Source organism: Streptomyces sp. NPDC049627 (assembly GCF_044465645.1).
Taxonomy (GTDB): Bacteria; Actinomycetota; Actinomycetes; order Streptomycetales; family Streptomycetaceae; genus Streptomyces.
Genome location: NZ_JBITLW010000001.1, coordinates 130,161 through 149,132 on the forward strand (window position 1 = coordinate 130,161; position 18,972 = coordinate 149,132).

General features: G+C 71.4%; 23 protein-coding genes. 8 read left to right on the forward strand and 15 right to left on the reverse strand.

Going from position 1 to position 18,972, the window contains the following annotated elements:
- Positions 1–110: 110 nt before the first annotated feature.
- Positions 111–491 carry an anti-sigma factor antagonist gene (locus ACIBU0_RS00575; RefSeq protein ID WP_398809471.1) on the forward strand — a complete coding sequence of 127 codons (381 nt, stop codon included), beginning with the start codon at positions 111–113 and terminating at the stop codon, positions 489–491.
- Positions 492–517: 26 nt separating this feature from the next.
- On the opposite strand, the gene tuf is transcribed toward ACIBU0_RS00575, so the two are convergent.
- The 3 genes from tuf to ACIBU0_RS00590 all read right to left on the reverse strand — a co-directional run bounded on the left by tuf (position 518) and on the right by ACIBU0_RS00590 (position 4,034).
- The gene (gene tuf / locus ACIBU0_RS00580) at positions 518–1,711 is read right to left on the reverse strand and encodes an elongation factor Tu (RefSeq protein WP_398809474.1); all 1,194 of its coding nucleotides are present in this window, start codon (positions 1,709–1,711) and stop codon (positions 518–520) included.
- A gap of 77 nt (positions 1,712–1,788) precedes the next feature.
- Positions 1,789–2,742, reverse strand: coding sequence for a ribose-phosphate diphosphokinase (locus tag ACIBU0_RS00585; RefSeq protein ID WP_398809477.1), 954 nt, complete (start codon positions 2,740–2,742; stop codon positions 1,789–1,791).
- Between the two features lie 101 nt (positions 2,743–2,843).
- On the reverse strand, positions 2,844–4,034 hold the full coding sequence (locus tag ACIBU0_RS00590) for a cytochrome P450 (protein WP_398809478.1): 1,191 nt from the start codon (positions 4,032–4,034) through the stop codon (positions 2,844–2,846).
- Between the two features lie 143 nt (positions 4,035–4,177).
- On the opposite strand from ACIBU0_RS00590, the gene ACIBU0_RS00595 reads away from it, so the two are divergent.
- Positions 4,178–4,840, forward strand: a complete 663-nt coding sequence (locus tag ACIBU0_RS00595) for a DUF4230 domain-containing protein (protein WP_398809481.1) — start codon at positions 4,178–4,180, stop codon at positions 4,838–4,840.
- A gap of 23 nt (positions 4,841–4,863) precedes the next feature.
- On the opposite strand, the gene ACIBU0_RS00600 is transcribed toward ACIBU0_RS00595, so the two are convergent.
- The 6 genes from ACIBU0_RS00600 to ACIBU0_RS00625 are packed head-to-tail and all read right to left on the reverse strand — an operon-like array spanning position 4,864 to position 8,617.
- Positions 4,864–6,624, reverse strand: coding sequence for a complex I subunit 5 family protein (locus tag ACIBU0_RS00600; RefSeq protein ID WP_398809484.1), 1,761 nt, complete (start codon positions 6,622–6,624; stop codon positions 4,864–4,866).
- Entirely contained in the window at positions 6,624–6,971 is a 348-nt protein-coding gene (locus ACIBU0_RS00605; protein ID WP_398811694.1) for a sodium:proton antiporter, read from the reverse strand. The genes ACIBU0_RS00600 and ACIBU0_RS00605 overlap by 1 nt, the downstream gene beginning before the upstream one ends.
- Before the next feature lie 10 nt (positions 6,972–6,981).
- Positions 6,982–7,722 carry an MnhB domain-containing protein gene (locus ACIBU0_RS00610; protein WP_398809487.1) on the reverse strand — a complete coding sequence of 247 codons (741 nt, stop codon included), beginning with the start codon at positions 7,720–7,722 and terminating at the stop codon, positions 6,982–6,984.
- Positions 7,723–7,741: 19 nt separating this feature from the next.
- On the reverse strand, positions 7,742–7,993 hold the full coding sequence (locus ACIBU0_RS00615) for a Na(+)/H(+) antiporter subunit B (RefSeq protein ID WP_398809490.1): 252 nt from the start codon (positions 7,991–7,993) through the stop codon (positions 7,742–7,744).
- The gene (locus tag ACIBU0_RS00620) at positions 7,986–8,438 is read right to left on the reverse strand and encodes a monovalent cation/H+ antiporter complex subunit F (protein ID WP_398809493.1); all 453 of its coding nucleotides are present in this window, start codon (positions 8,436–8,438) and stop codon (positions 7,986–7,988) included. Before ACIBU0_RS00620 ends, ACIBU0_RS00615 begins: the two co-directional genes overlap by 8 nt.
- On the reverse strand, positions 8,435–8,617 hold the full coding sequence (locus tag ACIBU0_RS00625; RefSeq protein ID WP_398809495.1) for a hypothetical protein: 183 nt from the start codon (positions 8,615–8,617) through the stop codon (positions 8,435–8,437). Before ACIBU0_RS00625 ends, ACIBU0_RS00620 begins: the two co-directional genes overlap by 4 nt.
- A 233-nt stretch (positions 8,618–8,850) precedes the next feature.
- Between ACIBU0_RS00625 and ACIBU0_RS00630 the strand changes: the two genes are divergently transcribed.
- Both ACIBU0_RS00630 and ACIBU0_RS00635 read left to right on the forward strand, forming a co-directional pair.
- Entirely contained in the window at positions 8,851–9,426 is a 576-nt protein-coding gene (locus ACIBU0_RS00630) for a VanZ family protein (protein WP_398809497.1), read from the forward strand.
- Positions 9,427–9,478: 52 nt separating this feature from the next.
- A complete protein-coding gene (locus ACIBU0_RS00635; protein ID WP_398809500.1) occupies positions 9,479–9,934 on the forward strand; it encodes a VOC family protein in 456 nt (151 codons plus the stop codon).
- Between the two features lie 35 nt (positions 9,935–9,969).
- On the opposite strand, the gene ACIBU0_RS00640 is transcribed toward ACIBU0_RS00635, so the two are convergent.
- Both ACIBU0_RS00640 and ACIBU0_RS00645 read right to left on the reverse strand, forming a co-directional pair.
- Positions 9,970–10,542, reverse strand: coding sequence for a GNAT family N-acetyltransferase (locus ACIBU0_RS00640; RefSeq protein WP_398809503.1), 573 nt, complete (start codon positions 10,540–10,542; stop codon positions 9,970–9,972).
- Positions 10,543–10,606: 64 nt separating this feature from the next.
- On the reverse strand, positions 10,607–11,383 hold the full coding sequence (locus tag ACIBU0_RS00645) for a sulfite exporter TauE/SafE family protein (RefSeq protein WP_398809506.1): 777 nt from the start codon (positions 11,381–11,383) through the stop codon (positions 10,607–10,609).
- 176 nt (positions 11,384–11,559) lie between these two features.
- On the opposite strand from ACIBU0_RS00645, the gene ACIBU0_RS00650 reads away from it, so the two are divergent.
- Positions 11,560–12,792 (forward strand): ricin-type beta-trefoil lectin domain protein, encoded by a 1,233-nt coding sequence (locus tag ACIBU0_RS00650; protein ID WP_398809510.1) that lies wholly within the window; start codon positions 11,560–11,562, stop codon positions 12,790–12,792.
- A 42-nt stretch (positions 12,793–12,834) separates the two neighbouring features.
- On the opposite strand, the gene ACIBU0_RS00655 is transcribed toward ACIBU0_RS00650, so the two are convergent.
- From ACIBU0_RS00655 to ACIBU0_RS00665, 3 genes are all read right to left on the reverse strand, one after another.
- Complete coding sequence (locus tag ACIBU0_RS00655; protein WP_398809513.1) at positions 12,835–13,434, reverse strand: TetR/AcrR family transcriptional regulator; 600 nt, start codon at positions 13,432–13,434, stop codon at positions 12,835–12,837.
- 136 nt (positions 13,435–13,570) lie between these two features.
- Positions 13,571–13,807: a hypothetical protein gene (locus ACIBU0_RS00660; protein WP_398809516.1), complete on the reverse strand. Its 237-nt coding sequence runs from the start codon at positions 13,805–13,807 to the stop codon at positions 13,571–13,573.
- A gap of 86 nt (positions 13,808–13,893) precedes the next feature.
- On the reverse strand, positions 13,894–14,910 hold the full coding sequence (locus ACIBU0_RS00665) for a DNA topoisomerase IB (protein ID WP_398809519.1): 1,017 nt from the start codon (positions 14,908–14,910) through the stop codon (positions 13,894–13,896).
- Between the two features lie 174 nt (positions 14,911–15,084).
- Between ACIBU0_RS00665 and ACIBU0_RS00670 the strand changes: the two genes are divergently transcribed.
- The 3 genes from ACIBU0_RS00670 to ACIBU0_RS00680 all read left to right on the forward strand — a co-directional run bounded on the left by ACIBU0_RS00670 (position 15,085) and on the right by ACIBU0_RS00680 (position 18,480).
- On the forward strand, positions 15,085–16,095 hold the full coding sequence (locus ACIBU0_RS00670) for a PHP domain-containing protein (protein ID WP_398809522.1): 1,011 nt from the start codon (positions 15,085–15,087) through the stop codon (positions 16,093–16,095).
- Between the two features lie 308 nt (positions 16,096–16,403).
- Entirely contained in the window at positions 16,404–17,375 is a 972-nt protein-coding gene (locus ACIBU0_RS00675) for an SDR family NAD(P)-dependent oxidoreductase (RefSeq protein ID WP_398809525.1), read from the forward strand.
- 76 nt (positions 17,376–17,451) lie between these two features.
- The gene (locus ACIBU0_RS00680; RefSeq protein ID WP_398809528.1) at positions 17,452–18,480 is read left to right on the forward strand and encodes an SDR family oxidoreductase; all 1,029 of its coding nucleotides are present in this window, start codon (positions 17,452–17,454) and stop codon (positions 18,478–18,480) included.
- A 203-nt stretch (positions 18,481–18,683) separates the two neighbouring features.
- Here the strand turns inward: ACIBU0_RS00680 and ACIBU0_RS00685 are convergent, their stop codons facing one another.
- Positions 18,684–18,923, reverse strand: coding sequence for a hypothetical protein (locus ACIBU0_RS00685; protein WP_398809531.1), 240 nt, complete (start codon positions 18,921–18,923; stop codon positions 18,684–18,686).
- Positions 18,924–18,972 lie beyond the last annotated feature (49 nt).

The window sequence follows — 18,972 nt, forward strand, 5'->3', positions numbered from 1 at the left end:
ACATATGTCAATCGAACATGCTCAGATTCGCTCGATCGAGGGTAACTTGCAGTGCGGGGACTGGATTTGGGCACCCCGCCGCAAGTGAGCAGGTTGGAGGCGATGTCGTCGTGCAGCAGGATCCTGCGCCGTTCAGTCGGCATCTGCGCGTCCACCGGTACCGGGACCACACGGTGCTGGAGTTCCGCGGCGAGATCGACATCGCGGCGGCGGTGGAGATCGTCCCGCATCTGGACCGGGTGACGACCCGCCCGGACGCCCGGATCGTGATCGACCTCAGGAGTGTCGAGTTCTTCGACTGCTCCGGGCTGCGTCTGCTGTACCGCGCCCGCAGCCAGGTCCTCGACCACGGCGGACAGCTGCACCTGGTCTGCACCCACCCGCTCACCCTGCGCGTGCTCAGGATCACCGGCCTGTCCCGGCTGCTGCCCCCGCATCCGACGCCGGACGCGGCCCTGGACCAGCCCGAGACCACGTCCGGCACCTTATGACGCCGTCATCCGCCGTGTAGTGGCGGCTATTTGAGGATCCTGGTGACCTGCCCGGCCCCCACCGTCCGGCCGCCCTCGCGGATGGCGAACTTCAGTCCTTCTTCCATGGCGATGGGCTGGATCAGCTGGACGTGCATGCTCGTGTTGTCGCCCGGCATGACCATCTCGGTGCCCTTGGGCAGGGTGACCACGCCCGTCACGTCCGTCGTGCGGAAGTAGAACTGCGGGCGGTAGTTCTGGAAGAACGGCGTGTGCCGGCCGCCCTCGTCCTTCGACAGGATGTACGCCTGCGCCTCGAACTCCGTGTGCGGGGTGACCGATCCGGGCTTGATGACGACCTGCCCGCGCTCGACGTCCTCCCGCTTCACGCCCCGCAGCAACAGCCCGACGTTCTCACCGGCCCGGCCCTCGTCGAGGAGCTTGCGGAACATCTCGATGCCGGTGACCGTGGTCTTCGTCTTCTGGTCGTGGATGCCGATGATCTCGACCTCGCTGTTCACGAGCAACCTGCCGCGTTCGATCCGGCCGGTGACGACCGTGCCGCGCCCGGTGATGGTGAACACGTCCTCGATCGGCATGAGGAACGGCTTGTCGACGTCGCGTTCCGGCTCCGGGACGGCCGTGTCGACGGCGTCGAGGAGATCGAGCACCGCCCGGGCCCACTGCGGGTCCCCTTCCAGGGCCCTCTGCGCGGAGACCTTGACCACCGGGACGTCGTCGCCCGGGAACTCGTACTCGGTCAGCAGCTCGCGCACCTCCAGCTCGACGAGCTCCAGGATCTCCTCGTCGTCGACCATGTCGGTCTTGTTGAGCGCGACGACGATGTACGGCACGCCCACCTGCCGGGCCAGCAGCACATGCTCCTTGGTCTGCGGCATCGGCCCGTCGGTGGCGGCGACGACCAGGATCGCGCCGTCCATCTGGGCCGCGCCGGTGATCATGTTCTTGATGTAGTCCGCGTGCCCCGGGCAGTCGACGTGCGCGTAGTGCCGGCGCTCGGTCTGGTACTCGACATGGGCGATCGAGATGGTGATGCCGCGCTGCCGCTCCTCGGGTGCCTTGTCGATCTGGTCGAACGGCGTGAAGGGGTTCAGGCCGGGATACCTGTCGTGCAGCACCTTCGTGATGGCCGCCGTGAGCGTGGTCTTCCCATGGTCGATGTGACCGATGGTCCCGATGTTCACGTGCGGCTTGGTCCGTTCGAACTTCGCCTTCGCCATGGCGAGCCCTCCTGAGCATCCGGTGATGCCGAGCCGTGCATCCGGGTCAGACGGAGCACTGCTCCGCTCCCTCCTGTCTATTCGGTTCCCGGCGCGTCGAACAGGGCGCTGACGGACTCCCCGTTGTGAATGCGGCGCACGGCCTCGGCGAGCGCCGGGGCGATGGAGAGGATCCGCAGCTTGTCGGTGCGCTCCTCGGCCGGGACCGGCACGGTGTTGGTGCACACGATCTCCAGTACGTCGGGCTGCTCGCCGATCCGCTTGAGCGCCCCGGACGCGAACAGGCCGTGCGTACAGGCGACCCGGATCGACCGGGGCCCCAACTCGCGGAGCCGGTCCAGGAGTTCCAGGACCGTGCTGCCCTTGGCGATCTCGTCGTCCAGGACGATCACGTCCCGCCCGGACACCTCGCCGATGACGGAGCTGATGCTGACCCGGTCGTCCGCGAACCGCTGCTTGGCGCCGGCGGCCACCTGGGCGCCGATCATCCGCGCGAACGCGGCGGCCTCCTTGGCGTTGCCGAGGTCGGGCGAGACGACGGTCGTACGGGAGAGGTCGTACTGCCGGAAGTGCGCGGCGAGTTCGCGCAGCGCGTGCAGGTGGTCGACCGGCACCGTGAAGAAGCCGTGCACCTGCGGCGCGTGCAGCGTCATGGCGAGGACCCGGCTCGCGCCGGCCGCCACCATCAGGTCGGCGACGAGCCGGCCGCCGAGGGAGATGCGGGGCGCGTCCTTCTTGTCGGAGCGGGCGTAGGAGTAGTGCGGCATGACGACGGTGATCCGGCGCGCGGACGCGCCGCGCGCGGCGTCGCACATCAGCAGCAGCTCGACGAGATTCTCCTGGACCGGGCGGACCAGCGGCTGGATCAGGAAGACGTCCCGTTCCCGGCAGTTGGCCTGAAGCTGCACCTCCAGGCAGTCGTTGGCGAACCGGCTGACCCTGGTCGGGCTGAGCGGCACGCCCAGATGCGCACAGACCTCCGCGGCCAGCTCGGGGTGGGCACTGCCGCTGAACACGGCGATCTCTCGCACGATCCGCTCCTCGCATGATCATCACGGGTGGCGGACTCATGCTACTGACGTCAGCAGAAACGTTGCGGCGCAGTCGGGTGTACGGGGGTGTGGCGATGGCCTCACCACGACACGGGCAACCTGCGCGGGCTCCGCGTCATCTGTCCTTCCCGCCATTCGATCGTCTCGGGCGTGAACTCGGCGCGCAGCCGCGGGAAGCGGGCGGCGAGGCGGTGGAGGGCCAGTTCGAGTTCCAGGCGGGCGAGCCAGGCGCCCAGACAGTGGTGGGGGCCGGCGCCGAAGGCGATGCTGGGCGAGGTCAGGGGTGCGAAGAGGTCGGGCTCACCGGGCGGGAAGACGTCCGGGTCGCGGCCGGCGGAGTTGGTCTGGACGGCGACGACGCTGCCCGCCGGGATCAGCACGCCGCCGATCTCGGTGTCCTCGACGGCGCGGCGGATCAGGCCGGGCAGGACGCGGCCCTCGCTGAGCGGGATCGTCCGCAGCAGGTGTTCGGCCGCGGTGGCCGCCGCCTCCCCGTCCTCGGCGAGTCCGTGCCAGGCGGCCCGCCCGTCGGTGAGGAGGTAGACGACGGCGTTGCCTAGGGCCGTCATGGTGGTCTCGTGCCCGGCGACGACCAGGCCGCAGACCAGGGTGACCAGCCGGCGCTCGTCGATCCCGAGGCCGTCGCCGGCCTCGACCAGCCCGCTCACCAGGTCGTCTGCGGGCGCCTTCCGGCGTTCGGCGACCAGTTCGCCCGCGAACTCGCCGAACTCGAGCATGGCCGCGCGGACTTCCTCCGCGGTGTGGGCGCCGCCGGACAGGGCGTGGTCGGCCCAGTGCCGGATGCGGTCGCGGTCCACGTGTTCCAGCCCCATCAGGCGGCAGATCACCGAGACGGGCAGGGGACGTGTGAAGCCTTCGATGATGTCGGCGGGCCGGTCCTGTTCGGCGAAGTCGTCGAGGAGCGATGCGACGACCCCGTCCACCCACGGCCGCCACCGGGCGATCGCCCGGGGCGTGAACGCCCGCTGCACCGTGCCGCGCAGCCGCTGATGGGCGGCGCCGTCCTGGTTGACGAGCCCGTCCGGGGAGTCCAGCAGATTCGGTACGACGAGCAGGGGCGGCGCGTCCGGGGCGTGCAGCGCACTCCTGTTGAACCGGGGGTCCATGAGCACCTGCCGCGCCTCGGCGTACCGGGTCACGATCCACACCGGGGTGCCGGTGGCGAGGGTGCCGAGCCGGGGCGGTCCGGGCTCGGGGAGGCTGATGCGGTGCATGGGGCGAAGCGGCCGGGACGTGCTGTCTGCGCTCATCCGGGTCTCCAGACGCGCCGGTACGGACGGTTCCCACGCTAGTGCGCCGCCCATGCTCCGGTCAGGGGCGGCAATCGGCCAACGGACAGGTCCGGCAAGGGATTTGGGGGTACTTGGTTGAACAGGGAAGGAGGAACGTCGACATGACGACTCCCATCAAGCGCATCAACAAGCGCATGCCCGGCTGGGCGAAGGCGGTGAGCGCCCTGATCCTGGTGCTCGTCGTCTTCTTCGCCGGGATCCGGCTCAGCGTGATCCCCGGTCTGAAGGACCTGTTCGGCACCGAGACCGACGACCGCTCGGGTCCCGCACTGCTCCAGTCCATCCAGGACATGAGCCGCTACGACGCCGCCTCCGGCAACTTCCAGATCGTCGTGGATCTGGAGAAGGACGCCAAGTTCCTGCCCGACGCGATCCGCGGCACCCGCACCCTGTACGTCGGCGCGGGCACCGTGGACGCCTATGTCGACCTCGGAAGGGTCGGCGAGGACGACGTCACGGTCAACGACGACCGTACGTCCGCCACGCTCCGCCTCCCGCACGCCGTCCTCGGCAAACCGTCCCTGGACCCCGACCGCTCCTACGCCGTGTCCAAGCAGCGCGGTCTCCTCGACCGCCTCGGCGATCTCTTCTCCGACAACCCGAACAGCGAACAGGCCGTGCAGAAGCTGGCGGTGAAGCACATCGGTGAGGCGGCCAAGGACAGCGGCCTGACCGCACGCGCCGAGAAGAACACCACCGACATGCTCGAAGGACTGCTCCACTCGCTCGGCTTCAAGGAGGTGAAGGTGGCGTACGGGGCCTGATCCCCGACCGGCTTCCGTTGTGACTACGACACCAGGCCCGGCAGGGCCAGCGCCCCGAGCACGGTGGCGCCGACCAGGACCCAGGCCACGTAGTCCCCGACGTGCCCGGACTGCAGGCGCCGCAGCGGCAGCGCCCGGTCCGGGGCGGCAAGGAGCCTCGGCCGGGTGACGGCCAGGGTCGCGAGGCCCAGGGCGAGCGCGGTCGAGGCGAGGCCCAGCAGCACACCGGCCGGGCTCCAGTGCGGGGCGGGGACCACCGCGCCGCCGGACCCGGCCTCGTTGACGGCGCGCGCCACCACCGCACCGAAGCCGGGGCCCACGCCGACGGCGAGCGAGCCCGCGAGCAGCAGGGCGGGGACGGCCGTCATGGTGTCGGGGATCCGGCCGAGCCGGCGCCGGGTCTCGGGCCGCTCGTCGCCGCCGGTGGTCTCATACCCTGCCTTGTCGTACGGCCTGGGCCCAAGCCCGAGGAAGACCCGCGCGGCGACCCGCAGCACGGCTCCGGCGGTGACCGCGGTCGCCGCGACGTAGAGCACGGTGAGCGGGCCGCCCACGGCCTCCTCCGTGACCGCCTTCCCGAAGGCCGTGCCGAAGGGCGGCAGTCCCGCGAGGGCCAGCCCGGCCAGGGCGAAGAGCACGGCGACGCCGCGCAGTTCCCGGGCGCGTCCGTGCAGGGCGTGTTCGTCGACGCTGCCGTACCGGTCGAGGAGGATGCCCGTGCAGGCGAACAGGGCGGCCTTCACACCGGCGTGGCCGAGGACGTACAGCGCGATCCCGTCGTCGGCCTCGGGTGTCAGGGCACCGATGCCGATGAGGAACAGTCCCGTGTGGGCGACGGTCGAGTACGCCAGCAGCCGTTTGATGTGCCGCTGGTACCAGCACATCACCGCACCGATCACCGCCGTCACCGCGCCGAGTACGAGGAGCACCCGCTCCAGGTCGGCCGCGGGGATGCCGCCGGGTCCGGCGAAGACCGTGCCGTACACCCGCCAGACGCCGTACGCGCCGAGTTCGACCATGACGCCGGACAGCAGCATGCACACCGGGGTGGGGGCGACGGCGTGGGCGTCCGGGAGCCAGAAGTGGAAGGGCACGGCGGCCGCCTTGACCAGCAGACCGGTCAGGACGAGCACGAAGGCGGCGAGGACGAGCGCGTCCGGTGGGCCCTGGGCGTCGAGGCCGCGGCCGATCTGGGCCATGGCGAGCTCGCCGGTGCGGGCGTAGAGCAGCCCGATGCCCATCAGCATGGCGTACGCGCCGAGGGAGGTGACGACCCCGAAGGTCAGCGCGCCCTGCACGGCCCTGGCCTCCTCGACCCGGTGGCCGGTCAGCGCGTAGGCGACGACGCTCATCAGCTCGAACCACACGAACGCGTTGAACAGGTCGCCCGCGATCGCGAACCCGCACATGCCGGCCTGGAAGAGCAGCATCAGCGCGGGGAACGAGCCGGCGTGCCGGCGCGGGGGCTCGTCGAAGTAGTGCCAGGAGTACGCCAGCGCCGCGAGCGTCAGCAGGGAGGCCAGCGCGGCCATGCCCAGGCCCGGGCCGTCCCCGAGCAGGACGATGCCGACACTGCGGCCGCCCACGGGGTTCCAGCCGCCGACCCATTCGGTCATCGGCGGCGAGGAGTTCAGCAGCAGCACGATCGCGAGTCCGGCCGTGCCCGCCGAGACGGCGCAGCCGACGGACTCGGCGAGGACGCGGGGCACCCGGCGTCCGCCCGCGACCAGGAGGGCGGCCCCGAGGAGCGGTACGGCGACGAGCAGCGGCAGCAGGTCGTTCATCAGCCGCGCAGCTCGGAGAGTTCGTCGGGGTCGACCGTGCCGTGGCGTTTGGAGACCTGGATGACGAGGGCCAGGAGGAGGGCGGTGACGGTGGCGCCGACGACGACGTCCGTCAGGGCGAGGGCCTGCACGACCGGGTCGACGACGGGGCGTGAGCCGGGCTCGAGGTCGGAGAAGACGGGCGCGGTGGCGCCGTCGCGGTAGCCGACGGCCAGCAGCAGGACGTACGTCGCGGACTGGCAGACGGAGAGGCAGCCGACGGCGTGGATGAGGTTGCGGCTGGTGGCGAGGCCGTAGCAGCCGGCCAGGAAGATCCAGGCGGAGACGAGGTAGGGCAGTACATCCATCACGGCGCTCTCACTTCCCGCTCTCCTCCTCGATCTCGACGGCCTGGTCCAGGAAGCGGGCGAGCAGCACGACGACCGCGCAGGCGACCTCCATGCCGATGGCCGCGTTCAGCAGCGGCACGGTGCCGCCGGAGGACAGCGTGTTGAACGTGCCGTACGGCAGCAGGGTGTTGGCGAGGAACGCCGTGCCGCCGATGAGGCCCGCGAGGCCGGTGACGAGGTAGGCCGAGGCGGACAGGGCGTCGCCGACCTCGTACAGGCCGACCGGGCGGATGCGTTCCAGGGCGCGGTAGTCGGCGCCGAGGTACAGCAGGTGCAGGGAGGTCGCGGTGACGACGCCGCCCTGGAAGCCGCCGCCGGGGCTCAACTGCCCGTGCGCGATGACGTACAGTCCCGTGGCCAGGGCGACCGGCAGGACGATCAGGGCGTACCGGCGTACGGGTGGGGCCACGTCTGCGGGTTCGGGCCGGGCGCGGTGTTCGTCGCGGGTCTGCCGCAGCAGGACGACACAGCCGACGACGGCCGCGAAGAGGATGATCATCTCGCCGAGGGTGTCGAAAGCGCGCTGGTCGAAGTTGACGGAGGCGACGGTGTTGGCGGTGTGCCGGGTGAGGGACGCGTGCACGGCACGGTCGCCGTAGGGGTGGCGGTCGCCGCCGAAGTCGGGCAGGCGCAGGCAGGCGGCGACGAGGAGCGCGGCGAGGCCGCCGCCGCCGACCGCGACGAGCCAGAGCCGGGTGCGTGGGTTCATCGCTCACGCCCCTTCCGTTTCATCGCTCACGCCCCTTGCGGCGCTTGATCTTGCGGACCGACAGGAGCAGCAACAGCGGGGTGAGGGCGCCGCCGACGGCCAGTTGGGACAGGGCGACGTCGGGCGCCTGCACCGCGGTGAACAGGACGGCGAGGACGATGCCGAGTACGGCCAGCACGAGGGCCTGGCGCACGGGGTCGCGGACCAGTGCGGCCACCGTCGCGGCGACGGCGACCAGCAGCAGCGCGACGACGATCACCACGTCAGCCACCGCGCACCCCCGCGAAGCCGCCGGAGAGCGCGCGGGAGGCGACGATGTTCCCGCCGATCAGCAGGGCGCCCGTGACCAGGAGCTTCACCATCGCCCGGCTCGGCCCGACCGCCGCGCACAGCACCAGGACCACCGTCGCGCCGAGTCCCGCGACCGCCCAGGTCACGCCCCAGGCTCGGGGCCGGTCGTCGGCCAGTTCGTCGGTGAGGAGGCGGGCGAAGACGAGGGTGCCGACCGGGCCGAGGAGGGCCAGGACCAGGGCGACATCGACGTACGCCGGGCGGTCGTACCCCTGTGCGAGCAGCAGCAGTCCGGGGCAGGCCAGCGCCGTGGACAGGTTCTGTGCCACGACCCGGCGGCGCAGCGGCCCGGTGGCGACGCCCCAGAGGGTGGCGCCCACTCCCCCGCCGAGCAGGACGGTGGCCGCGAGGAGATAGCCGTTCACCGTCCGGTCACCGCCCGGCGTGCGGAAACCGCCGCGAGCGCGGCCACTCCGGCGACGCCCGCGCCGACCGCGAGTTCCAGGGTGTCCACGGTGCTGATGAGGACCAGCCACAGGAGGGCGAGCGCGGCCCAGCAGGCCAGGAACTCGGCCACCGCGAGGAGCGTCGTACGCCGGTTCATGCGTCACCTCCGCGGGCCAGTTGTCTGTTATGCCTGTTACATCCGTTACGCGTCATCCAAACACCACCCGTGGTGACCGGTGCGGCGGCGCGCGCGGGTCACCGCCCGGAGTGCCCCGACAGCGTGAAGGGAAACCGCGGCGGCCCGCGACCCGCGCGCGACGCGGCGGCATCGCGGCGCGTTCCGGGGGTAATCCCCTTACGACAAAGGGAAGTTGAAGACTGGAGGACCGCATGGCCCGTGGAACCCCACGTTCGCGTGCCGCGTTACGCCCCGGCACTTCCAAGTCCGCGAACGCCGCCAAGTCCAAGCGCACCGCCAAGCCCCGCCGCACTCCGCGATCCGAGCGACGCCCGCTGCGCGTCCTCGCCCGCCTCCTGACGATGCTGTGCGCCTTCGCGTTCATGGTCGCCTTCGCCGTCGTCCTGGCGCGGCTCACCCTGCAGCCCTCCCCCGCCTCGGAGGCCCTGACCCACACCAACCTGCATCCGGGCCGCTCCCTGCGGGCGTATCTGGACCAGCCCGAACTGCGCGACGCCGTCCGGCAGATCGGCGGGAACCTGCTGCTCGGCGTACCGTTCGGCATCCTGGTTCCCGTACTCGCCCCGCGCACGCGCGGCGTCCTCCGGGTGCTTGTGCTGACGGCGACCGTCATGCTGCTCGTCGAGTGCGCGCAGGGTGCGCTGGTGCGGGGGCGCGCTTTCGACATCGACGACGTCATCCTCAACACGACCGGCGCCCTCATCGGCTACCTCCTGCTGGGCCGGCGACTGAGCCGGGCCGTGCATGCCAAGGAGGCTCGCTCCTAGGGCCGGTGGTGAAAGCGGATCGTCTGTCAGACCTGCCTGGGATGCTGCGCCCATGGAGATGACAGTGCAGCTGACGATCGACTGTTCCGATCCGCAGAGAATGGTGGCTTTCTGGGCCGAAGCCCTCGGCTACGTGCCTGAGCCTCCGCCGGGCGGGCACGCCTCGTGGCGTGCTTACTGGGCGGCCATGGGCGTGCCCGAGGCAGAGTTGCCGGCCGGTGCCGGGGATGTTCCGGAGTCGATCATCGACCCCGCGGGACGTGGGCCGAGGGTGTGGTTCCAGCAGGTTCCGGAGCCGAAGGCCGCCAAGAACCGGTGGCACTTCGACCTGAAGGTCGGCGGGGGCCGTGACGTCCCACTGGACGTCCGCGCACAACGCGTCAAGGCCACGGTGGAACGGCTGGTCAAAGCCGGTGCCACCGTGCTGCGGATCAAGGATGAGCCGGACATGGGGCTCTACGCCGCCGCCATGCAGGACCCCGAGGGCAACGAATTCGACGTCGTCTGAGGGCCGTTGTGACGGTGCTGGTCACAGCCGCTCGTTCACAGCTGCGACCAGCACGGGCGCCCCGTGGCGGAGGTGGTTGCGACGTACTGGTCCGACGACAACTCGAACACCCGTACTCGCCGACCGCAGGTGGGATTGACGGTCTCACGGACCGGATGCATCCCCAGTTTGGTCATGATCCGTTCAGAGGCGTCGTTGCCCACTTGAGCGATGCTGACGATCCGCTCCAGCCCTCGCTCTTCGAAGCCGAACCGCACAGCGGCCGCAGCGGCCTCGGTGGCCAAGCCCTGCCCCCAGTGGGGACGTCCCAGCCGCCAGCCGACCTCGACCGCCGGCAGCACCTCCGGCAAGAAGTGGGGCACCGAAAGGCCGGTGAACCCGGCCAGCTCGCCAGTGGACCGGATCTCGACGGCGAACAGGCCGAATCCCTGGGACTCCCACTCGCTCTCCCACGCCTGGACCCTGCCGCGAGTCTGCCGTTCGTCAAGGACACTGCCGTCACGGATCCACCGCATGACCTCGGGATCGGCATGGACGGCAGCCATCGGCGCAACGTCTTCCGCGCGCCAGCGACGCAGGATCAAACGGGGAGTCTGAAGCGTGACCATCCGATCATTCTGGAGGTGCGGACGGGCTCCCCGCCATACCCACCAGGCACTTTCGATACCCGCCCTAACGCAACACCAACTGGACGATGGCCACCGTGCCGACCACGACGATGAGCGCACGCAGGACGGCGGGAGGAAGGCGGCGGCCCGTCCTGGCCCCGAGGTGGCCGCCTGCCGCGGATCCGACGGCGAGGAGGGCGACGGCCGTCCAGTCGAACTCCGCGACGGCGAGGAAGAAGAGCGCGGCGACGGAGTTGACCACGGCGACGAGCACGTTCTTGGCCGCGGTGAGGCGTTGCAGGCTGTCGTCGAGGAGCATGCCCATCAGGGCGACGTAGATGATGCCCTGGGCGGCGGCGAAGTAGCCGCCGTAGACGCTGGCCAGGGTCAGTCCGGCGAGCAGCAGGGGGCCGCCGTCGGGGCGGGCGGATCCGCCCTTGCGGGCGCGGCGACTGCGCAGCCTCCCGCTGATCATCGGCTGGAGGACGACGAGTACGAGGGCGAGGCCCACCAGGACCGGCACGATCCGTTCGAACGCCGAGGCGGGCAGGGCCAGCAGCAGCGCGGCACCGGTGAGTCCGCCGAGCAGGGCACCGGCGCTCCACTTGAGGATGCGCCGGCGCTGGCCGCGCAGTTCCCCGCGATACCCGATGGCGCCGCTGATCGAGCCGGGGATCAGGCCGAGCGCGTTGGAGACTGTGGCGGTGACGGGCGGCAGGCCGGTCGCGAGCAGCACCGGAAACGTGATCAGCGTCCCCGAGCCGACGACGGCGTTGACCGCCCCGGCGGCGATGCCCGCGCCCAGGACGGCGAGCAGCTCACCGATGTGTGCGGCGTTCATGACGGGAAGCCTAGGAACCGAATGCTGCGGCGGCCGCCGCAGCATTCCCGACTTCTGGTCCGTACCAAGGTATTGACGCCCCCTTATCTCAGCCCTTGAATCAAGTGGCGACCCCTTCACCCCCCACCTCGGTCGGCGCACCCCGTCCCTCGGGTCGCCGTACGGAAGGGAGCACGATGGCCTCCCCACGCCTGCTCCGCACCACTGTCCTCGCCGCCCTGTCGGCCGTCCTCGTCGTCTCCGCCGCGATCGGCCCCGCACAGGCCGGACCGCCGGACGACACGGCCGCCGCCGCGGTGACGTTCTCCGACAACTTCGACGGGCCCGCCGGTGCCGCGGCCGACACGTCCAAGTGGCAGACCGAGACCGGCGACAACGTCAACAACCACGAGCGGCAGTACTACACGTCCGGCAACAAGAACGCGGCATTGGACGGCCAGGGCCATTTGGTGATCACGGCCCGGCGCGAGAACCCGGCCAACTACCAGTGCTGGTACGGCACCTGTCAGTACACCTCGGCCCGGCTGAACACCGCCGGGAGGTTCACCGCGCAGTACGGGCACGTCGAGGCACGGATGAAGGTGCCGCGCGGGCAGGGCATGTGGCCCGCGTTCTGGATGCTCGGCACACCGGTCAACTGGCCCGACTCGGGCGAGATCGACATCATGGAGAACGTCGGCTACGAGCCCTCGACGGTGCACGGCACGATCCACGGCCCCGGCTACTCCGGGTCGGGCGGCATAGGCGCCGGCTACTCCCTGCCGAACGGGCAGGCCTTCGCCGACGCCTTCCACACCTTCGCCGTCGACTGGGCGCCCGACTCGATCACCTGGTCCGTGGACGGAAACGTCTACCAGCGGCGTACGCCCGCCGACCTGGGTGGCCGACAGTGGGTCTTCAACAAGCCGTTCTTCCTGATCCTCAACCTCGCGGTCGGCGGCTACTGGCCCGGCGACCCGGACGGCTCCACCGTCTTCCCGCAGCAACTGGTGGTGGACCACGTCTCGGTGACGACCGGCGACAGCGCCGCCGGAGCCGCGGTCAGGGGGCTGTCCGGGAAGTGCATGGACGTCGCCGGGGCGAACTCCGCCAACGGCACCCCCGTACAGCTCTACGACTGCAACGGCACCGCCGCCCAGCAGTGGACCGCCGGCTCCGACGGCACCCTCCGCGCACTCGGCAAGTGCCTGGACGCCACCGGCAACGGCACCGCGGACGGCACGACCGTCCAGCTGTGGGACTGCACGGGCGGCCCCAACCAGAGATGGACCGTCACCGCGGCGCACGACATCGTCAACCCGCAGGCCGACAAGTGCCTGGACGTGACCGGCAACAGCCCGGCCAACGGCACCCGGCTGCAGATCTGGACCTGCACGGGCGGCGCCAACCAGAAATGGACGGTCGGCTGACCCGGGCCGTCCGACGTCCGGCCGACCCGGCCGGGGCCCAGGTCACTTCTGGGGCGGGGTCAACCGGTCCGCCGCCACGATGCGCTCCACCGCGGCCCTCACCAGGTGTTCACGCTCGGCCTCGGTGAAGACGTCCGGCAGGGTGAGCTGCTCGACGATCAGCCAGTTCAGCGTGAGCATGAGCAGTTTGACGGCGGTGGCGTCGCCGGGGAGGCCGGACGCCTCGTGGTAGGCGACGTTGGCCTCGACGTCGGCCCGGACCCGCTCGGTGAGGACCTTGCGCAGTTCGGGGCGGCGGGTGGCCTCAAGGCGAAGTTCCAGCAGCGCGAGGTAACCGGTGCGGAAGGATGCGACGCGGGCGACGAGCTCGCGCATCAGCTCGGCGTAGGTCTCCCGGTCGCGGTCGGCCGCCCGCTGGCGGGCGATCGTGGCCTCGTCGGGCTGAAGCCGCTCATAGACCCGGGCGCCGGCCTGAGTGAGCAGGTCGTCGCGGCTGGCGAAGTAGTTGGACGCCGTGCCGGCGGGAACGGCGGCCTCGGCATCCACGGCCCGGAACGTCAGGCCGCGCGCGCCCTCTCGGGCCAGCACCTCGATCGCCGCGTCGACGAGGACCGCACGCCGCTGGTCGTTCCGTCTCACCACTGACACCACTCCTGATGCAGTACTACGCTCACACCACTTCAAGCAGAGTACTGCGCGGGGCTACAGCAGGGCGACGAGCAGCAGGGCTTGCGTCGGCACATCCGATCCGGCGATCAGACGCTCCGGGAGAAGCGGCCTAGCGATGGCGCCAGGTGAACTTGTCGCCGCCCACCCAGCGGACCACGTCCGGGTCGTCCAGGTCGTGGACGGTGATACCGAAGGCGGCGGCGGTCTCCAGGACATCGGTGACGGTCCTCGCCTCGCCGACGACGACACCGTCGATCTCCATGATGCGGAACGGAGGCGTGCCCGGCTGAACCCCGAGCACCATGATCCGCGGGTGTGAGATGTGCGGGCTCGCGATTTCGGTCATGAATAGAGCGTAGAGCGCAACCCGCGTGAACGGACCCTTCGGGGCAAACAGGTCCTTCAGGTCATGTGCACAGCAGGTCCCTCGGGTCATGCGCGCAGCAGATCGAGGACCGCCGCCTCGACGGCCCCCTGCGTGGCCGGACGCCCGAACGCGCCGTGCTCGCCGAGCCGGGTGAGCGCGTCGGCGACGGTCCGGCCCTGCTCGAAGAGCTCGAAGATCCGGGGGTCGATGTAGGAGGCGCGGCACACGGCGGGCGTGTTGCCCAGGTAGTGGCTGACCTCGCGGACCGCCCGGCTCATCTGCCGGCGTCTGGCGGCGGGCGTGTCCCGCCCGTCCCGGGCGGTGACGGCGAGCGCCACGGCGGCGAGGACCGTCGCATGCCAGGTCCGGAAGTCCTTGGCGGTGATCTCGGTTCCGGTCAGCCGGCGCAGCGCTTCGTTCAGGTCATCGCCGTGCAGGTCGCGCCAGGCGCCCCGCTCCCAGTACATGAGGAGCCGCTCCCCGCCGCGCGGACGGCGCAGCAGGGCGCGTACGACGGTGTGGGCCTGGGCATCGACGAGCGCCCGTACGGTCTCGGTGCCGCCCTTGGCCGGATAGCTGAACGTGATCTCGTCGCGGCCGCAGGTGACGTGCTCGCGCAGCATCGTCGTCAGGCCGTAGGTCTCGCTGTCCCGGGTGTGCCTGTCGCTGCCGATCCGGAAGAAGCCCAGGTCGAGCAGGCGGACGGCACAGGCCGTGACCCGGGCCCGGCTCAGGCCGCGTCCGGCGAGGTCCAGCGCGACCTTGGCACGCAGCTCGGGAAGGGACTGCGCCACCTGCCGCACGTGCTCGTGCTTGGCCTCCTCCTGCTGGGCGCGGAACCGCTCGTGGTACAGGTACTGGCGGCGTCCGGCGTCGTCGGTGCCGACGGCCTGGAGGTGGCCGTTGGACCAGGGGCAGATCCACACGTCGCGCCACGCGGGCGGGATGGTCAGGGCGCGGATACGGGCGAGCCGGCCCGGGTCGGTGAGGGGTCTGCCGTCCAGGTCCAGGTAGCGGAAGCCCCGGCCGCAGCGGACGCGGGTGAAGCCGGGGTCGGTGCACGAGCTGGTGCGCAGTCTCATGGCAGGCGCATCACGGCCACCCGGTGCTGCGGCGCTGAAAGTACGGCATCGCGGACCTCTTCGCGGGGCGGGCGCGGACGGGACGACGCCGGAGTACCCCGGGGGCGTACCGGCAAACCGTTCGCCGCCGTGCGGGGGCGGCGGGGCCGGGGAACCCTGGAGAGGGAGGTGGCGATGGATCCCGTCGAGGCGCTGAACCGGATCGCCTTTCTGCTGGAGCGGTCCCTGGCGCCGACGTATCGCGTGCGGGCCTTCCGTACGGCCGCCCGTGCGCTGGCCGAGCTGCCCGAGGAGGAGGTGCGGGCGCGGGCGGATGCCGGGACGCTGGAGTCGCTGCGGGGCGTCGGTCCGAAGACGGCCCAGGTGGTGCGCGAGGCCCTGGCTGGTCAGGTGCCGGGCTATCTGACGGACCTGGAGGGCCGGCCCGCGGCCGCGCCGCCGGAGAACGGGCGGCGGCTGTGGGAGCTGCTGCGCGGGGACTGCCATCTGCACTCCGACTGGTCGGACGGGGGCAGCCCGATCGACGAGATGGGCCGGACCGCGGCCGAGCTGGGGCACGAGTGGGCGGTGCTGACCGACCACTCGCCGCGGCTGACCGTCGCCCGTGGCCTGTCGGCGGACCGGCTGCGCGAGCAGTTGGAGGTGGTGGCGGGGCTGAACACGACCTGGGCGCCGTTCCGGCTGCTCACCGGCATCGAGTGCGACATCCTCGAGGACGGCTCGCTCGACCAGGAGCCCGAGCTGCTGGAGCGGCTGGACGTCGTGGTGGTGTCCGTGCACTCCAAGCTGCGGATGGACGCCCGCGCGATGACCCGCCGCATGGTCGCCGCGGTACGCAATCCGCACGCGGACATCCTCGGCCACTGCACCGGCAGGCTGGTCACCGGGCGGGGCCGGCCGGAGTCGGAGTTCGACGCGGACGAGGTGTTCGCCGCGTGCGCCGAGTCCGGTACGGCGGTGGAGATCAACAGTCGGCCCGAACGGCTGGACCCGCCCCGGCGGCTGCTGCGGCGGGCCGTGGAGGCGGGCGTGCTGTTCTCCGTCGACACCGATGCGCATGCACCCGGGCAGCTCGACTGGCAGCGGTACGGCTGTGCGCGGGCGGAGGAGTGCGGGGTGCCCGCCGAGCGGGTGGTCACCACCTGGACGGCGGACGAACTGCTGGACTGGACCCGCAAGAAGTGAGCGTATGGGGGACGTGACGCAGATCACCGCGTATCGTGGCAAACCCAGGAACACTCACCGATGGTTTCCCGTTGAACCAGCCGTGGGTGCGGATGGGACAGTGTCCCCGGGCCTCACCTTTTGCCCACAGGGACGATCGTTCGGCTGAAGCCCTGTGGAGCCTTTCGCCGAGAGGCGACCGCCATCCGCCCCCACCACTGACCGCCCCGATCGCGAATCCCCCGTCGCGGTCGGGGCTTTCTTCTGTGTCCTGCCCTCAAGAGCGTGTCCTTGACTTCGAGAGCGCTCCAATTCGTAGCGTGCAGGGCATGAGCACCGCACAGCACAAGCAGCACAAGATCGGCTCCGGCTTCGGGGCCACCAGCACCGCCGACGACGTCCTCCACGGCATCGACCTGACCGGCAGGCTCGCGATCGTCACCGGCGGCTACTCGGGGATCGGCCTGGAGACCACCCGTGCGCTCACCAAAGCCGGTGCCCGCGTCGTCGTCCCCGCGCGTCGGTCGGCGGATGCGCGCGGGGCGCTGGAGGGGGTACCCGGCGTCGAGGTGGACGAGCTGGACCTGGCCGACCTGGAGAGCGTGCGCGGCTTCGCCGAACGGTTCCTCGCCTCCGGCCGGACCGTCGACTTCGTCATCGACAGCGCCGGCGTCATGGCGTGCCCCGAGACACGGGTCGGGCCCGGCTGGGAGGCCCAGTTCGCGATCAACCACCTCGGTCACTTCGCCCTCGTCAACCGTCTGTGGCCGGCTCTCGAACCGGGCGGCGCGCGGGTCGTCTCCGTCTCCTCCGGCGGTCACCATCTCACCGGCATGCGCTGGGACGACGTCCACTGGCGGCGGGGCTACGACAAGTGGCAGGCGTACGGGCAGGCCAAGACCGCGAACGTGCTCTTCGCCGTGCACCTGGACCGGCTCGCCAAGAACTTCGGCGTCCGCGCCTTCGCCCTGCACCCCGGCGCCATCCTCACCCCGCTCCAGCGGCACATGGCCAAGGAGGAGATGGTGGAGCGCGGCTGGATCGACGAGAACGGCACCCCGCTGAACCCCGAGGGCTTCAAGACCCCGCAGCAGGGCGCCGCCACCCAGGTCTGGGCGGCGACCTCACCTCAGCTGGACGGCCTGGGCGGCGTGTACCTGGAGGACTGCGAGGTCGCCGAGCCCGCTCCGGCCGACGGTGCGATGCGTGGCGTGAAGGACTGGGCCGTCGACCCGGAGGAGGCTGCGCGCCTTTGGCAGCTGTCGGCGGAGCTGACGGGCGTGAACGCGTTCGCCGGCTAGCCGGGGTCCGGCGCGTGCGAGCGCCGCGGACGGGTACTCGGGCGCTCCCGTCCCCACTCTCCGAAAGGAGCCGCAGGTGAGCAGCGAACCGACCCGCAGGATCGTGGTCACCGGTGCCACGGGCAATGTCGGTACGAGTGTGGTGCGGCTCCTCTCGGAGGATCCGGAGGTCGGCTCCGTGGTGGGGCTGGCCCGCCGGAGTCCCGAGTGGTCGCCGCCGAAGACGGACTGGGCCGAGGCCGATCTGGCGTCCGAGGAGACCGATCTCGTCGGCCTCTTCGAGGGCGCCACCGCCGTCGTCCATCTGGCCTGGGCGTTCCAGCCCACGCACGATCCGGCGGTGACCTGGCGGACGAACGTGCTGGGCGGGATCCGCGTGTTCGAGGCGGTGGCCGCCGCGAAGGTGCCGACGCTGGTGCACGCGTCGTCGGTCGGCGCGTACTCGCCGGGGCCGAAGGACGAGGCCGTGGACGAGTCGTGGCCGACGCACGGGTGGCCCGACGCCGCCTACTGCCGGGAGAAGGCCTATCTCGAACGGGCCCTGGACACGTTCGAGGGACTGCATCCCTCGGTCCGCGTGGTGCGGATGCGGCCCGCCTTCCTCTTCAAGCGGGAGTCGGCGAGCGAGCAGCGCCGGATCTTCGGCGGCCGCTTCCTGCCGGGCCCGCTGGCGCGGCCCGAACTGCTGCCGTTCCTGCCCGACATCCCGGGACTGCGGGTGCAGGCCCTGCACACCGATGACGCGGCCGCGGCGTTTCGGCTGGCCGTGCGGTCCGACGCCCGCGGGGCGTTCAACCTCGCCGCGGAACCGCCGGTCGACGCCGCACTTCTCGGCGAGATGCTCGGCGCGCGCCCGGTCCGGCTGCCGCGCACGGCGGCCCGCTCGGCGATCGCCGCCGCCTGGGGGCTGCACCTGCTGCCCGCCTCCCCGCATCTCTTCGACGCGGTCCTCAGGCTGCCGCTGATGGACTGCACCCGCGCGCACACGGAACTGGGCTGGCACCCGGAGCGTACGGCGCCCGAGGTCCTGGAGGAGTTCCTCCAGGGCCTGCAACGCGGAGAGGGCGCGGCGACAGAGCCGCTGCGGGGCCGCAAGGTGGGCTGACCCAAGCCGAGCTGATGCGCCGCACGGGTGCCGGCCCTACGCGGCGGAGCCGCACGTTGACACAGGCAAGGCGGGCTGACCACGCGGAGCTGATACGCCGCTGATACGCCACCGCCGCGCCGCCGCTGCCCCACGGCCCGCTCGGCGATCGCCGCCACCCGGGACCGCTCACGCGACCGGCGGGCCTGCCCTCCGCCGTCGGCTCAGCCGGTCGGCTCCTCGGGTGTCGGGTGTTCGGGGTGGACGGTGGCCGGCTGCGGTGCTCCTTGGCGGCCCGTGCCCGCCTCGTCCATGTCCGGGACGTCGTCCGCTTCGGTGGTGTCGTCCGCGGGCTCGACGGGCACCTCCCACGGGTCCTCTCCCGCGTCCGCCTGCTGGTCCGGCAGGTCCCTGGGTACCGGTTCGCCGGTCGGTTCCGGCGCCTCGCGACGGTCGTCGGCCATGGTGCACCTCCCTCGCGTCGTCCGAGCGCCCCGCGAGTACCGCCTGCCT